Origin of the sequence: Arthrobacter sp. UCD-GKA (assembly GCF_001863355.1) — a bacterium.
GTDB lineage: Bacteria > Actinomycetota > Actinomycetes > Actinomycetales > Micrococcaceae > Paeniglutamicibacter.
The window spans coordinates 335275-350360 of record NZ_MOLR01000008.1; the positions used below are offsets into that span (position 1 = coordinate 335275).

14 protein-coding genes and 1 pseudogene are annotated in these 15086 nt (G+C 66.7%); 11 read left to right on the plus strand and 4 right to left on the minus strand.

All coding sequences use genetic code 11. From position 1 onward, the window contains the following. The first annotated feature begins 51 nt into the window (after nucleotides 1–51). The 6 genes from BLJ79_RS15605 to BLJ79_RS15630 all read left to right on the plus strand — a co-directional run bounded on the left by BLJ79_RS15605 (nucleotide 52) and on the right by BLJ79_RS15630 (nucleotide 6150). Nucleotides 52–861 carry a hypothetical protein gene (locus BLJ79_RS15605; RefSeq protein ID WP_071215652.1) on the plus strand — a complete coding sequence of 270 codons (810 nt, stop codon included), beginning with the start codon at nucleotides 52–54 and terminating at the stop codon, nucleotides 859–861. Nucleotides 862–1027: 166 nt separating this feature from the next. Further along, nucleotides 1028–1714 (plus strand): sensor domain-containing protein, encoded by a 687-nt coding sequence (locus BLJ79_RS15610; RefSeq protein WP_139194902.1) that lies wholly within the window; start codon nucleotides 1028–1030, stop codon nucleotides 1712–1714. Between the two features lie 133 nt (nucleotides 1715–1847). Next, on the plus strand, nucleotides 1848–2696 hold the full coding sequence (locus BLJ79_RS15615; protein WP_139194903.1) for a hypothetical protein: 849 nt from the start codon (nucleotides 1848–1850) through the stop codon (nucleotides 2694–2696). A 294-nt stretch (nucleotides 2697–2990) separates the two neighbouring features. After that, nucleotides 2991–4790, plus strand: a complete 1800-nt coding sequence (locus BLJ79_RS15620) for a proline--tRNA ligase (protein WP_071215655.1) — start codon at nucleotides 2991–2993, stop codon at nucleotides 4788–4790. Nucleotides 4791–4792: 2 nt separating this feature from the next. Beyond that, the gene (locus BLJ79_RS15625) at nucleotides 4793–5608 is read left to right on the plus strand and encodes a sulfite exporter TauE/SafE family protein (protein ID WP_071215656.1); all 816 of its coding nucleotides are present in this window, start codon (nucleotides 4793–4795) and stop codon (nucleotides 5606–5608) included. Between the two features lie 68 nt (nucleotides 5609–5676). Further along, nucleotides 5677–6150, plus strand: coding sequence for a hypothetical protein (locus BLJ79_RS15630; protein WP_139194904.1), 474 nt, complete (start codon nucleotides 5677–5679; stop codon nucleotides 6148–6150). A gap of 259 nt (nucleotides 6151–6409) precedes the next feature. On the opposite strand, the gene BLJ79_RS24090 is transcribed toward BLJ79_RS15630, so the two are convergent. The 3 genes and pseudogenes from BLJ79_RS24090 to BLJ79_RS15640 all read right to left on the minus strand — a co-directional run bounded on the left by BLJ79_RS24090 (nucleotide 6410) and on the right by BLJ79_RS15640 (nucleotide 7987). Further along, on the minus strand, nucleotides 6410–6571 hold the full coding sequence (locus tag BLJ79_RS24090) for an Ltp family lipoprotein (protein WP_502686105.1): 162 nt from the start codon (nucleotides 6569–6571) through the stop codon (nucleotides 6410–6412). A gap of 9 nt (nucleotides 6572–6580) precedes the next feature. Continuing rightward, a pseudogene (locus tag BLJ79_RS24095) lies at nucleotides 6581–6673 on the minus strand (Ltp family lipoprotein); the annotation flags it as partial. A gap of 69 nt (nucleotides 6674–6742) precedes the next feature. Continuing rightward, nucleotides 6743–7987, minus strand: a complete 1245-nt coding sequence (locus BLJ79_RS15640; RefSeq protein ID WP_175475499.1) for a hypothetical protein — start codon at nucleotides 7985–7987, stop codon at nucleotides 6743–6745. A gap of 119 nt (nucleotides 7988–8106) precedes the next feature. On the opposite strand from BLJ79_RS15640, the gene rimP reads away from it, so the two are divergent. The 5 genes from rimP (at nucleotide 8107) to rbfA (ending at nucleotide 13823) form a co-directional block, all read left to right on the plus strand. Continuing rightward, nucleotides 8107–8685 (plus strand): ribosome maturation factor RimP, encoded by a 579-nt coding sequence (rimP, locus tag BLJ79_RS15645; RefSeq protein ID WP_071215660.1) that lies wholly within the window; start codon nucleotides 8107–8109, stop codon nucleotides 8683–8685. A gap of 1 nt (nucleotide 8686) precedes the next feature. Continuing rightward, nucleotides 8687–9661, plus strand: a complete 975-nt coding sequence (gene nusA, locus BLJ79_RS15650) for a transcription termination factor NusA (RefSeq protein ID WP_071215661.1) — start codon at nucleotides 8687–8689, stop codon at nucleotides 9659–9661. Between the two features lie 232 nt (nucleotides 9662–9893). Further along, nucleotides 9894–10223 carry a YlxR family protein gene (locus tag BLJ79_RS22510; RefSeq protein ID WP_286135455.1) on the plus strand — a complete coding sequence of 110 codons (330 nt, stop codon included), beginning with the start codon at nucleotides 9894–9896 and terminating at the stop codon, nucleotides 10221–10223. Nucleotides 10224–10388: 165 nt separating this feature from the next. Further along, nucleotides 10389–13271, plus strand: a complete 2883-nt coding sequence (gene infB, locus BLJ79_RS15655; RefSeq protein WP_071215662.1) for a translation initiation factor IF-2 — start codon at nucleotides 10389–10391, stop codon at nucleotides 13269–13271. Nucleotides 13272–13385: 114 nt separating this feature from the next. Then, nucleotides 13386–13823 (plus strand): 30S ribosome-binding factor RbfA, encoded by a 438-nt coding sequence (gene rbfA / locus BLJ79_RS15660; protein ID WP_071215663.1) that lies wholly within the window; start codon nucleotides 13386–13388, stop codon nucleotides 13821–13823. Nucleotides 13824–13941: 118 nt separating this feature from the next. Here rbfA and BLJ79_RS15665 read toward each other — a convergent pair whose 3' ends face one another. Beyond that, nucleotides 13942–15039, minus strand: coding sequence for a ScyD/ScyE family protein (locus BLJ79_RS15665; protein ID WP_071215664.1), 1098 nt, complete (start codon nucleotides 15037–15039; stop codon nucleotides 13942–13944). Nucleotides 15040–15086 lie beyond the last annotated feature (47 nt).

Below are 15086 nucleotides of genomic sequence, written 5' to 3' on the forward strand. Positions count from 1 at the left end.
GACCACCGACACAGCGCACCGCACCGCGGTCAGCCGACCGGAAAGCCAGACGTGACGTCCCCACCACCACGGACCAACGAATCCCGCCCCAGGGCCATCACCGCCCTGGCCACCGCCGGCCTGCTGCTGGCGATGGCCGGCTGCACCAGCGCCCCGGCACCGGCCACCCCGACGCTCCAGGCACCGGTGACGGTCCCCGGCCCCGGAAGCGCCCCGGGCTCTACCACCGGGTCACCAAGCGGCACCACGGAACTTGCGTACCTGGATGCCGCAGCGCTCAAGGGTGCCGTGCAGCAGTGGGCCGATGCCACCGCAGGCACGAAGGTCAATGACCAAGACGCCCTGCGCGGCCACTTGCCGGCGGCCGAGAAATGGCTCGAGGGCATCACCGTGGTCCCGGCCAAGTGCGGGCTTTACGGCATCGGCAGCCTCAAGGAGCAGCTGGACCAGGCCGCGATGGCGGCCGCTGTGCTTCCGCCCGAGGCCGGCGGGGACCTGACGGTGGCCTCCTACCGGGACCGCGACGCCCTGGTGGCCGACGTGGCCGCGCAGCAGCACCTGGACGAGTCCTGCGGCAAGTACACCGTCTCGGCGGACGGCCAGAAGATCACCTCCACGCTGTCGCGCCTGGAAGCCACCAGCTCGGCCCCGTACACCTCGGCAACCATGCTCGAAAGCGTCAACGGGAAGGCCAAGACCCGGCGGGTCTCGGTGCGGGCCATCGACGGGCACACGATGCTGACCGCCACCAGGACCGTGAAGGGGACCGCGGAGGAAACCACCGCCCTGGCGCTGGCCGACGTCGAATCGATGCTGGGGATCCTGCGCGGCATCGGGCCCGCGGCGGCTGCGGCCTCGTAGGGGACTGAGCCGCGGTTGCCACGCAGCAACCGCCCCTGGCGGCGCGCCCGGGCCCCGGTGCGGGTTCCCCAACCGTCACCTCCTTCTCCTAGGCTTGGAATTCGGCCGACGGAGCATCCGCATCCCGTTGCCACCCGCACTGCCCCGCACCCGATGAGGATTCTTCGTGAAAAAACGCGCCCTGATGTTGTTCCCGCTCGCCGCCGCCCTGCTGCTGACCGGCTGCGCCGACGCCGGCTCCACCGCCGCGGCGGCCGGGCAGCTGGATGCCCAGGCGCTCTCCGAGATCGCCAACGAGGTCGCAGGGGACAACGAGAAGGCGGTCATTGTCGACAAGGAATCGCTCAAGGCCCAGGTTCCGCTGGCCGAAAAGGCACGCAAGGCCATGAAGGTCACCCCGGAATCCTGCACGGAATTCGTCGCCGGGGACATTGCCGAGGAACTGGAAAAGATGAATGTGGTTTCGGTGTCGCTGCCCGGGGCCACACAGCTCCAGGGGGTTCAGGTGGGCCTGGCCTCCTACGCCGAACCGGCCGATGCGGCGGCCAACATGGCCCAGGCCGAGGAGATCCTCAGGGACTGCGCCAACTTCTCCTTCTCGCTGCAGGGCCAGGAAACCACGATGGGCGTGAAGCCGCTGGCAGCCAAGACCGCCGCGTCGAAGACCTCCGCCATCCAGACCAGCACCAGCGCCGGGGACATCACGATCTCCACGGTGTCGGTCAATGCGCTGGAGGGGCAAAACGTCGTCACGGTGGCCGTCATGGGCGGAACCGACAGCCGGCAGGACATCGCCCAGGCCCAGGAACTCGCCGACACCGTGCTCAAGCTCGTGCAAGAAAAGACCTCCTAGGCACCGGGCCCAACCTACGGGGAAACCTTTCCCGAAGAATTCCTCTTTTGACTGGTTTTAATGGGTATTGTGTTGCCCATGGCTGCACACCAGGTGGCCGGCACCGTGTTTCACACACGTCTCGGGGGAGAACATGAAAAAAACAACATGGTGGGCCTTGCCCATCGCCGCAACGCTTGCCGTCACCGGGTGCGGAGGAGGTGCGGCTCCCGAGGAGGCCGCGCAGCCGAGCCAAACCGCCGGCGCCGAAGCGCTGCCGAGCTCACCTGCACCATCCAATGAACCGGGAGCCACGGACCAGGCATTCGCCGCACCCACTGCACCAAGCAGCAGCGCCAGCGCCGAAACCACCCAGGGTTCCCGGGAATCGAAGGCCACCGCCGGCCGGCAGCTCACGGCCAAGGAACTGGGCAAGGTGGCCAAGGCCATCAGCACGGCGGGTGGCCAGGACGGAACCAAGATCCTTCAGGACGCGGAACTGCGGGCCAGCATGCCGACGATCGAGGAAATCCTCGCGGGCATGAAGGTCGAGCCGGCCGAATGCGGTTCATTCGCCGTGGCCGGCGCGAGCGGGATGATGGACCGGGTCACCATGGCTGCCGTCGTTTTTCCCGCCGACGCCGACGACCTGTCCACCAGCGTGAACCTCGGTTCCTACGATTCGGCCGATGTCATCGAGCAGGCGCTGGCCCAGGCCGAGCAGGGCAGCACCAAGTGCAGCGAATTCACCCTTTCCGTGCAGGGCCAGGAAGTCTCCGCGGTCGTGGAGCCAGCCAAGGCCGACACCTCGGCGACCACCACCCTGGCCACCGTGGCCAACGTGGAACTGATGGGCCAAAACATGCAGACCCTCACCGTCACCGGGTACAAGGGGCACAGCAACGTCTCGGTCAACATCTCCAACCCCACGGACCTTGGCAAGGCGGTCAAGGAGGCCGAGAAATACATCGACCTCGCGCTGCTGCACATGGAAGGCAAATAGGCTCCGCCCGCAGAACGCGCCAGCGGCGGGCGGGTGCCACCGGGGAAGTGGACGCAGGCACCGGGCCGCGGGGACTTCGATGCCAAGCCGCACCCGGTGGGCCACGTAAGATGGGACAAGTGCCTTGTGGCGCCATGCTTCGACCGCGGCTTGCCGTGCGCGTTAGCCATGGCCCGCCTTGCCGAAGCGCGGCCGACCCGGAGTCGACCGCCACGGCCTGCAAGGGCGCCAAAGATTTGCACTCCCACCACTATGTTGTGGTCTGGAAACAGGCCGCGGAAATGGAAAGTTAGCGTGGTCCTCAAGCTCTCCACACTGTTCCTGCGCACGCTGCGCGAAGACCCGGTCGATGCCGAGGTCGCCAGCCACAAGCTGCTGGTCCGCGCCGGATACATCCGCCGTGCCGCACCCGGGATCTACACCTGGCTGCCGCTGGGCCTGCGCGTGCTGGGCAAGGTGGAAGCCATCATCCGCGAGGAAATGAACGCCATCGGCGCCCAGGAAGTCCACTTCCCGGCCCTGCTGCCGCGCGAACCCTACGAGACCACCGGACGCTGGACCGAGTACGGCGAGGGCCTGTTCCGCCTGCAGGACCGCAAGGGCGCCGACTACCTGTTGGCCCCCACCCACGAGGAAATGTTCACCCTCCTGGTCAAGGACCTGTACAACTCCTACAAGGACCTGCCGGCCTACCTGTACCAGATCCAGAACAAGTACCGCGACGAGGCACGTCCCCGCGCGGGCCTGCTGCGCGGCCGCGAATTCATCATGAAGGACTCCTACTCCTTCAACATCGACGACGAGGGCCTCGAAGAGGCCTACCAGGCCCACCGCGCCGCCTACCTGAAGATCTTCGCGCGCCTGGGCCTGGAGATCCTGCCGGTCTTCGCGACCGCCGGTGCCATGGGCGGGTCCAAGTCCGAGGAATTCCTGCACCCGACCCCGGTCGGCGAGGACACCTTCGTGCGCTCGGCCGGCGGCTACGCGGCGAACGTCGAGGCGGTGACCACGATCGTGCCCGAGGACATCGACTTCACCGATGCCCCGGCATTCGACGTCAAGGACACCCCGGACACCCCGACCATCGAGACCCTGGTGGCCTGCGCCAACGAGGTCGCCCCGCGCGCCGACGGCGCCTGGACCGCTGCCGACACCCTGAAGAACGTGGTGCTGGCTGCCAAGCTGCCCACCGGCGAACGCCAGCTGGTGGCCATCGGCCTGCCCGGGGACCGCAACGTGGACCTCAAGCGCGTCGAGGCGAACATCTCCTCCCACCTGGAAACCGGTGGCGAGGTCGAGCTCGAGGCAGCGACCGGGGACGACCTGAAGAAGCACCCGACTCTGGTCAAGGGCTACATCGGCCCGGCCCTGGGCCTGGACAACGCCGTGCTGGGCCTGGAGGGATCCTCCAAGATCCTGTTCCTGGTCGACCCGCGCGTGGTCTCCGGCACCAGCTGGGTCACCGGCGCCAACGAGTCGGGCAAGCACGTCTTCGGCCTGGTCGCCGGGCGCGACTTTGCCTGGGACGGCACCATCGAGTGCGTCGAGGTCCACGCAGGGGACCCGGCTCCGGACGGCTCCGGCCCGCTGGAAACCGCCCGCGGCATCGAGATGGGCCACATCTTCCAGCTCGGGCGCAAGTACGCCGAGGCGCTGGACTTGAAAGTGCTTGACCAGAACGGCAAGCTCAAGATCGTCACCATGGGCTCCTACGGCGTGGGCGTCACCCGCGCGGTCGCCGCCCTGGCCGAATCCAACCACGACGAGAACGGCCTGGTCTGGCCGCGCAACGTCGCCCCGGCCGACGTGCACCTGGTGGTCACCGGCAAGCAGGTCGAGCTTTTCGAGGCCGCGCAGAAGATCGCCGACGAGCTGCACGCCGCCGGCGTCGAGGTCATCTACGACGACCGCCCGAAGGTTTCGGCCGGCGTGAAGTTCTCCGATGCCGAGCTCATCGGCGTGCCGACCATCGTGGTCATCGGCCGCGGCCTGGCCGACGGAGTGGTCGAGGTCAAGGACCGCGCCACGGGAGAGCGCACCGACGTGGCAGTGGACACCGTGGTGTCCGAGCTCATCGCGCTCGTCAAGGGTTAGACATGTTCGACGCGGCGGCGCTGCTTGATGGTTCCGGCCTTGAAGGACTCACGGCCGGAACCATTGCGCTGATCGTGCTCGCCGGCTTTGCCGCCGGCTGGATCGATGCGGTGGTCGGCGGCGGGGGACTGCTGCAGCTTCCCGCCCTGCTGCTGGTGCCGGGCATCTCCCCGGTGCAGGCGCTGGCCACCAACAAGATGGGTTCCATCTTCGGCACCACCACCAGCGCCATCACCTACTACCGCCGCGCCGCCCCGGATTTGCGCACCGCGATCCCGATGGCCGTGGTGGCGCTTGCCGGGTCCTTCGGCGGGGCGATCCTGGCCACGCTGCTGCCCCCGGAAGTGATCAAGCCGGTGATCATTGCCGCGCTGGTCGCGGTGGGGCTGTTCACGGTGTTCAAGCCAACCGCCGGGGAACTGACGGACCTGCGCTACACCGGGGGCCGGCACTACGCGGTGGCCGGGGTGATCGGGCTGGTCATCGGCGGCTACGACGGGCTGATCGGACCGGGCACCGGATCGTTCCTGGTCATCGCGATGGTCGCGTTCATGGGCTACAACTTCCTGGCCGCCAGCGCCAAGGCGAAGATCGTGAACATGGCCACCAACCTGGGCGCATTGGCGTTCTTCCTGCCCACCGGGCACCTGCTCTGGGGGCTCGGGCTCGTCCTGGGCGTGGCCAACATGGCCGGCGGCTACCTGGGCGCACGGATGGCCGTGACCAAGGGCAGCAAGTTCATCCGGATAGTGTTCCTGTCCGTGGTGGGAGCGCTGATCCTCAAGCTCGGCTACGACGTGCTGTTCCCCGCTGCCTGACCGGCCCCGAGGAAGTACCGGATATCCGGCGCGCTCGGTAGGCTGGGCTTGCACGGCTAGATTGGTCCATGACTCAAGACCAGGAGCAGCAGATGACCTTGGCAAGCGAGAACGCCGTGTACCCGATGGGGGACCGGAGCCCGCGCATTCGCGACGACAGCTACATGGTTACCCTCGGACTGGGAATATGGCTCACCCTGCTGATTTCTGCAGGCATGCTGTTGGCCGGATTCGTGCTGCACGCCATGTGGGTCGTTTGCATTTCAATTCCCTTTTTCGTGGTTGCGTTCGCGTCCGCACCCTTGTTCGCGCGCCTGCACTGGAGTTGTTCAACCCGCGCTTCCGTCATGGGTGCGATCCTGGGGTGGGCATTTTTGGCACCGATCTGGGCGCTGGTCAACATGGCCGCGAATGCCCTGGCCGAGGTTGAGGATCCAGATGTGTTCATGCCCGAGACGTGGCTGTGGGCCTTGGTTCCACTGGCCTTAGTGCTTATCGTGGCTGGCATTCGGCAGCGTGCGACCGGTCGAGACCTCCGCTAGCCAATGCTGCGTCCGTCTGTGTGGGCGCTGATCCTCACGCTCGGTTACGACGAGTTGTTCCCGGCTGCCTAGCCGGACCTGGAAAGTTCGCCCGACCAGCACGCGTATCGCGTGGAGTCCCGGTCCTGAAGCTGCTCGTAGCACCGGTCACACCGTTGGCGGCATGACCGGTGCTACGAACGGGTGAACGTCCTGTGAAGAGCGGGGCCCTCGTTACCAAGGTCATTGATTGATATGCCAACCGACCGGCCGAGGATCGCTACAGACCGGTCTTGCCCACTCCGTACTCTGCCTGTTTCCGGGTGTAGCCCTCAAAAACCAGCTGGTCGATCAAGCCCTTGCGCGAGAAAGTCGTCATTTCCAAGTAGTTTTTCGCGGACTTGGCAGCTTGATCATGCCAATCCACTATCACGCGACCCACTGCCCACGTGGCATCGTTTTTCGAATAGTCCTCAAACTCGAGCTGTTCGATCAGTCCGGAGCGTGAAAACGCGGTGAATCCGAGGTAGTTCTCGGCGGACCGAAGGGCGTTTTTGCTGACTCACGGTTCCAGCTTCCGCCTCTGCCTTGGCTTCGGCTTCCGACCCGGCGGCTAACCGGCAGAGGCGCCTACGTCCGCAGGCTTGGGCGCTTCAGCCACGGCGGTGAAGTCCGGGACCTGGCCGGTGACCTGCCGGGCCTGCAGGCCCTGGGCCCAGGCAGCGTTGAAGAGGTAGGTCCGGGGTTCCCCGGCCTGGCTGGCGGCGGCGTCGCGCAACAGCAACGCCAATTGCGCCTCGCCGCTGCGGGCCGCATCCATGGGGTTGGAAATGGCATCGGCCGGCAGTTGGTAGGCGGGCTGCCGGAGCGGTTCGCAGTCGTGGGCCGCATCAAGCTGCTTCTCGAGGGCCTCGGCGAATTCCACCAGCACCTTGGACCTGTTCCAGGCCGCTGTGCGCAGCCCGGCGCTGGTCCGTGCGCCGGCCACGTCGTAGGCGTATCCCATCCGGTAGGCCGCATCGATGACCTCGCCCAGCAGCTGCCCCGAATCCGTTTGTCCGGTGCCCTTGCTGGCGTCCGGTGCAGTGGCCGGGCAGGCGGAGAACGTGAACTCGGGCATCTTCGCCGCGGCGGCCTTGTCCACGGTGGGCGCCGCGGCTGGCGCGGTCGAGGGGGATGCAGAAGCGGAGGCGGCAGCCGAGGTGGTTTCAGCTGCCTGTGCAGCCAGTTCCGTGGCTGGGGTGGGCAGCGCATCGATGGCCGCCTGCGGGGCACCGGCGGCGGAGAGCACGGTGCGGGCCTGCAGCACCAGCTCGAATCCGGCACCGGAGAGCCTGCGCGCCTCTTGCTCGGGGGCGGTGAGCGCCTCGTGCAGCAGGCCGTTGCCGGCACCGGCCAATCGCCCGGAAAACTCGGCAGGCGTCAACGGGGGGACCGCGGAGGGCGGGGCGGTTGCGGCCTCGGCCCCGGTGCCCGCTGGTCCGTTCGCCGAGGCGGCAGCGGCCGCCAAGGCACCGGGTGTGAGTAATTCGACATGCTCCGCCAGCATGGACCTGGCAGCCTGCAGCGCGGCGGTGGTTTTGGCGCCGGTGGAGGTGGCCGGGTGCTCGAGCATGTTGCCAACGGATTCGAGCAGCACGGGCAGTTCGTCGGTGGCTTTCGGGGGCACCTCGATGACCGGTTCGGTGCCGAGAATCCGTTGCCATGTAGGGGAATCCCGGTTCAGGTAGACCCCGGTGCCGAAGGTGCCCGCGGCCACGGCAACAACCGCCGCCGCGGCCAGCACGCGGAGCCTGGTGCGGGGCCTGCGGGGTGCGGGGGAAACGGGGTGCCTGGGGTCCATTGGGTGCTGATCCATCACCACCGATCATCCCATGGACCCGGGTCGAGGGGCGGCAAGCGGGAATCGGGCAGACGGATGGCCCCAAAAGTCGCTACCCTAGTGTTCACAACATCGAATAATGTGGGAGGACTTTCATGACCGGCAAGCCGGCAGACATCCAGCTCGAGGCGGCCCGCCTCACCGAACTACTGGAGCCCACCGTTGCCTCCCACCAGTTGGTGCTCGAAGAAGTCCAGGTGCGCCGCGCCGGGGACCAGCGCATCGTGCACGTGGTGGTCGATTTGATCGACGGCACCGACGGCATCGAACTCGACGCGGTGGCCGAGGTTTCCCGCTCGATCTCCGAGGCATTGGACAAGGACCCGCACGACACCGCGGATCCGTACGAACTTGAAGTATCTTCCCCCGGAACCTCGCGTCCGCTGACCTTGCCGCGCCACTGGAGCCGCAACGTCGGGCGCATGGTGAAGGTCAACGTCATCGGCGAGGACAACCTGCTGGGCAGGCTGACCGCCGTGGACGAGGACGGCATCACCATCGTCCCGGAGATCGAGGTCAAGAAGGGCATGAAGCCCAAGCAGGGCGAGGCCCGCAGCATCGGCTTCTCCCTGATCCGCCGCGGCAACGTCGAGGTGGAGTTCACCCGGGCCGAGGCCGCGGCACTGCAAGAACTAGAGCTTGATCCAGAAGACGACGAAAACGCGGAGGCCTGAGTTGGACATTGATATGAGCGCGCTGCGCATGCTTGAAAAAGAGCGCGAAATCCCGATCGACGTGCTGATCCCCACCATTGAGCAGGCCCTGCTCATTGCCTACCAGAAGTCCCCGGGTGCGATGCCGCAGGCACGTGCCGAGGTCGACCGCCGCAACGGCCACGTGACGATCTTCGCCACCGAGACCGAGGAAGACGGCACTGTCGTGGGCGAGTTCGACGACACCCCCACCGGCTTCGGCCGCATTGCCGCTTCCACCGCACGCCAGATCATCCTGCAGCGCCTGCGCGACGCCGAGGACGACAACGTCGTGGGCGAGTTCAAGAACAAGATCGGCGAGATCGTCTCCGGGCAGATCCAGCAGGGCAACAACCCGATCATGGTCCAGGTCAACCTGGGCGTCGTCGAGGCACTGCTGCCGCCGCCCGAGCAGGTGCCGGGGGAGAAGTACACCCACGGCAACCGCATCCGCTGCTACGTGGTCGACGTCAACCGCGGCCCCAAGGGCCCGGCCGTCACCCTGTCGCGTTCGCACCCGAACCTGGTCCGCCGGCTCTTCGAGCTCGAGGTCCCGGAGATCGCCGACGGCGCCGTGGAAATCATGGCGCTGGCCCGCGAAGCCGGCCACCGCACCAAGATCGCCGTGCAGGGCAACGTCCCGGGCCTGAACGCCAAGGGCGCCTGCATCGGTGAAATGGGTTCGCGCGTGCGCGCCGTGATGACCGAGCTGAACGACGAGAAGATCGACATCGTCGACTACAACGACGATCCGGCGAAGTTCATCGCCTCGGCGCTGTCCCCGTCCAAGGTCGTCTCGGTGACCATCACCGACGAGTCGACCCGCTCGGCCCGCGTCGTGGTTCCCGATTACCAGCTCTCCCTGGCCATCGGCAAGGAAGGGCAGAACGCCCGCCTGGCGGCCAAGCTCACCGGCTGGCGCATCGACATCATCTCGGACGCCGTCGCAGCAGAGTAGCCGCTTCAAGCCATCAGGCCGTCGCGCCCACAGGCCGGTAGGCACCCCCACGACGGGGAGCCAACCGGCCGGGGCCGGCGGTCTTTTGCCTGCCGGGCGCCGCCCGCGGCCCATCGGCACGGAAACTCGATCCACGTGTCCCACGGCACGCTCCATGGATTCCCGAAACGCGCTAGACTTGTCTGTGGTCCACTATGCATAGTGGTAAATCGAATGCAGGAGAAGAACCAACGTGTCATTGCAGCAACAGCCGCAGCGCACGTGCATCGGTTGCCGCACCGTGGTGGACCAGAACCAGCTGACGCGCTGGGTCTTGAGGGCGAAGGACGGCAAGTCCGTCCCGGTGCCCGATCCGACCCGTCGTCTCGCCGGGCGGGGTGCTTGGCTGCACCCCAACCCGGAATGTGCCCAACGTGCCGTACAACGCGGGGCATTCGCACGGTCCTTTCGGACCAACGTGGATGTCTCCTCGCTTGTGGCGGAACGGCGGGCCAAGGAACGGACCCAACCTGGGAAACCGGCCTTCACAAACGTCCAACCTGAAAGCGGGTCAGAAATCTGATGGAAACCCGATGAGTTCCAAGCGATGAGCGCCTAACGATGATGAATCGGTTATGCGTCGCAGCGCCTGTGGCATCCGTTTTGGATGCTGGGCTAGACAGCAAACGTTGGTTCGTACCAAAAACTTTGTAAGAAGAAGTGGTGCGGACCTTCAGACAGGAGAAATGTGGCTAAGGTCCGCGTACACGAGCTCGCCAAAGAGCTCGGAATCACTTCAAAGGATGCAGTTGCCAAACTGCAGGAAATGGGCGAGTTCGTCCGTTCCGCATCCTCAACCATCGAGGCACCGGTCGTGCGCAAGCTGCGCACCGCGTTCCCGAACGCTGCCCCGGCAGCACCCAAGGCAGCCCCGGCAGCCAAGGCTCCGGCCGCCCCGGTGACCCCGGGCGCAGCCGCACCGAAGCCGGCCGGCACCGTCCCGGCCCCGGCTCCGGCAGCAGCAGCCCCGGCCGCATCCGAGGCGCCAGCCGCCCCGGCAGCACCGGCCCCGGCCGCCGAAGCAGCAGCACAGTCGGCCGCCCCGCGTCCGGGTGCCAAGCCCGGCGCACCGCGTCCGGGCAACAACCCGTTCTCTTCCCAGCAGGGCATGCGCCCCACCGGTGAGAACGCGCGCCCCGAGCGCACCGAGCGTTCGGACCGCCCGGCTTCGGCCCCGCGTCCGGGTGCCAAGCCAGGCGGCCCGCGTCCGGGCAACAACCCGTTCGCATCCCAACAGGGCATGCGCTCCGGCGGCCCCGGTGCCGGTGGATCCCGTCCCGGCGGTCCCCGCCCGGGTGGCCCGCGTCCCCCGGCCGGTGCCGGTGGTCCCCGTCCCGCAGCAGGCGCCGGCGGTCCCCGCCCGGCAGCCGGTGCAGGCGGCCCCCGTCCGGCCGGTGCCGGTGGACCGCGCCCCGCAGGCGCAGGTCCGCGCACCCCGGGAGGCGCTCGCGCTACTCCCGGCATGATGCCCAACCGCACCGAACGTCCGGCTCCGGCCGGTGCACGTCCGGGTGGTCCGGGCCGCGGTGGCCCGGCACGTCCGGGTGGCGCACCAGGCGCCGGCGGAGCTCCGGGAGCAGCCGGTGGCGGCGGCGGTTACAAGGGCGGCGGCGGTCCCAACCGCGGTCGCGGTGGAACCCAGGGTGCCTTCGGCAAGGGCGGCGCAGGCCGCGGCAAGCAGCGCAAGTCCAAGCGCGCAAAGCGCCAGGAACTTGAGCAGATGAGCGCTCCGTCGCTGGGCGGCGTCAGTGTGCCCCGCGGCAATGGCTCGACCGAGGTTCGCCTCCGTCGTGGCTCGTCGATCACCGACTTCGCCGACAAGATCAACGCCAACCCGGCAGCTCTTGTCACCGTGCTCTTCCACCTGGGAGAAATGGCCACCGCCACCCAGTCCCTGGACGAGGCAACCTTCGACGTCTTGGGTGCCGAGCTCGGCTACGTCGTCACCGTCGTGTCCCCCGAGGACGAAGAGCGCGAACTGCTCGCCTCGTTCTCGATCGACTTCGACGCCGAGCTTGACGCCGAAACCGAGGACATGCTTGAGGCACGTCCGCCGGTGGTCACCATCATGGGTCACGTTGACCACGGTAAGACCCGCCTGCTGGATGCCATCCGCAAGTCCAACGTCATCGAGGGCGAAGCCGGCGGCATCACCCAGCACATCGGTGCGTACCAGATCCACCACATCCACGAAGAGATCGATCGTGCGATCACCTTCATTGACACCCCGGGCCACGAGGCGTTCACCGCCATGCGTGCACGTGGTGCCAAGGTCACCGACATCGCCGTGTTGGTTGTTGCAGCGGACGACGGCGTCATGCCGCAGACCGTTGAGGCACTCAACCACGCCAAGGCCGCCGGTGTTCCGATCGTCGTGGCAGTGAACAAGGTCGACAAGGAAGCCGCGAACCCTGACAAGGTCAAGGGCCAGCTGGCCGAATACGGCCTGGTTCCGGAGGAATACGGTGGCGACACCATGTTCATCCACGTCTCCGCCCTGCAGAAGCTCGGCATCGACGAGCTGCTCGATGCAGTGCTGCTGACGGCCGACGCCGCGTTGGACATGCGTGCCAACCCGGACAAGGACGCCCGCGGCATCGCGATCGAAGCGAACCTCGACAAGGGTCGCGGCGCCGTGGCAACCGTGCTGGTCCAGTCCGGTACCCTGGCCGTCGGCGACACCATCGTTGCCGGTACCGCACACGGCCGTGTGCGTGCCATGTTCGACGAGAACGGCGACAACCTCGACGTTGCACTGCCCTCGCGCCCGGTCCAGGTCCTTGGCCTGTCCTCGGTGCCGCGTGCAGGCGACACCTTCCTGGTGACCGACGACGAGCGCACCGCTCGCCAGATCGCCGAGAAGCGCGAAGCCGCGGACCGCAATGCGGCCCTGGCCAAGCGTCGCAAGCGCATCACCCTGGAAGACTTCGACCAGGCCGTTGCCGACGGCAAGATCGACACCCTCAACCTCATCCTCAAGGGTGACGTTTCCGGTGCCGTGGAAGCCCTGGAAGATTCGCTGCTCAAGATCGACGTGGGCGAAGGCGTGCAGCTGCGCGTCATCCACCGCGGCGTTGGCGCAATCACCCAGAACGACGTCAACCTTGCAACCGTTGACAACGCGATCATCATTGGCTTCAACGTCAAGCCCGCGGAGCGCGTTGCCGAAATGGCCGACAAGGAAGGCGTCGACATGCGCTTCTACTCGGTCATCTACGGTGCAATCGATGACATCGAGCTGGCTCTCAAGGGCATGCTCAAGCCGGAGTACGAGGAAGCCCAGCTGGGCACCGCGGAGGTCCGCGAGGTCTTCCGTTCATCGAAGTTCGGCAACATTGCCGGCTCGATCGTTCGCTCGGGCACCATCCGCCGAAACACCAAGGCACGCGTCCTGCGCGATGGCAAGGTCATCGGCGAGGGCCTGACCGTGGACTCGCTCAAGCGGTTCAAGGACGACGCCACCGAGGTCCGCGAGGGCTTCGAATGTGGTATCGGCCTGGGCTCGTTCAACGACGTCAAGGACGGCGACACGATCGAGACCTACGAGATGCGCGAAAAGCCGCGCGCTTAATCAATACCAAGCGCTGCTAGTCGACGGTGGGGCGCCGCAACCGCACAAGGTTGCGGCTCCCCGCCGTCGAAGCGCATTAACCGGCATCCGCGGGTGCCGAGAAAAGGAGTGAACGTGGCTGACTCAGCTCGCGCCGCAAAACTGGCCCAACGCATCAAGGTGGTTGTAGCCCAGGCACTGGGCAAGGCCGTGAAGGATCCACGCGTGGAGGCCATCACGGTCACCGACGCACGGGTGACCAACGACCTGCAGCACGCCACCATCTACTACACGGTCTTTGGCGACGACGAAGCCAAGGCCGATGCAGCAGCTGCCCTGGCGAAGTCCAAGGGCGTCCTGCGCAAGGAGGTCGGCAAGAACGTCACCGTGCGCCTGACCCCGACCCTGGAATTCGTCGCTGACGAGATCCCGGTCAACGCCTCGAACCTCGAGGCGCTGCTTCGGGTTGCCAAGGCCAAGGACGCCGAGGTTGCCGCGCTGGCGGCAGGCAAGACCTTCGCCGGCGACGCCGACCCGTACAAGCGCGACGAAGAAGAAGAGGACGACGCCTAGGCGTTTTGCCCCTTCCGCCCGGTTCCCCGGGCAGCACGAAACCCCGCAACGGGAGCCTGGAAACCAGGATCCGGTTGCGGGGTTTCTGCGTTCGGCGTGCAAGGCCGCGGACATGGCGCTACTTGATCGTGGCGGTCACCACCGATCCGGAGGGTGTCAGGACCATGGTGCTGACGATCATCTTTTTGTTTTGGATCGCGATGTCGGCTGCCAGGCCCGCGGGAAGGACCGTGGTGGCGTGGCCGTTGACGATCTTGGCGACGCCGCCGCCGAAGAGCTCGGCCACGTAGATGTTGCCCATGTGGTCCAGTGCGACCCCGGTGGGGGCGTTGAGCCCGGTGGCAACGACCTGGGTCTTCTTGGTCTGCAGGTTCATCTTGTAGACCTTGCCCACGGAGAGGGATTCACCCGGTACCCCCGGCAGGACCGTGTAGTACAGCCAGTTGCCCTTGACGGTGATGTCGGTGGGAACAGGCTGGGCCCAGTAGGTGTGCCCGAGCATGCAATCGGGAACCGTCATGCCCATCTCGGCGGCCATCGCCTGGACCGCCGCGGTGATCGTGATTCCCTCGGCGGGAAGCGCCTTCACCAGCGAGACCTTGCCCTGGTTGTTCACATGCAGGATGGCGTTCGCCCCGGCATCACCGACGTACAGGCCGTTGCGGGTCGGCACGCTGGAGTACGGGTGGGAGAACTCCTCGCCCATGGACTGCAGGTACGGTGCCTGGGCCAGGCAGCCGGCCGAGGCGTCGCGGACCCCGTAGACGGTATTGCCGTCGGAGTTGTGCGTCCTTTCGTACTCTGCCATGTCGGTCACGGTGCGGACCTTGCCCTTGTGGTCGATGGTCTTCAGCACCGCCGGGGTGAGCCCCGGAGCGGGCGGCTCCCCGCCTTCGGAACCCGCGTTCTGGAAGTAGTACGTGGTGTTGTTGCCGTAGGAAACACCGGCGATTTCATGTCCCGGCGCCGAGACCAGCACGGTCTTTTTGCCCGAAGGTGAAATGGAGGAGACCAATCCCGCCATTGCCTCGGCAACCAAGACATTGCCATGTGGCCCGAAGGCAACCTTCAACGGCCCCCCAAGACCCGTTGCAAGCTGCTTGACGTTGGTGATGTCCGGGGACGGCGGAGCGGTGGCTGACTGGGCCGGGGCGACGGAAAGCGTCACCGTCATGGCCGAGGCTGCGGCTACTGCCGCAAAAACGCGAAACTTCATGGTGGAGTGTCCTAGTCAAGAGAACTGGATGCGCCGCAAGCAAGCGG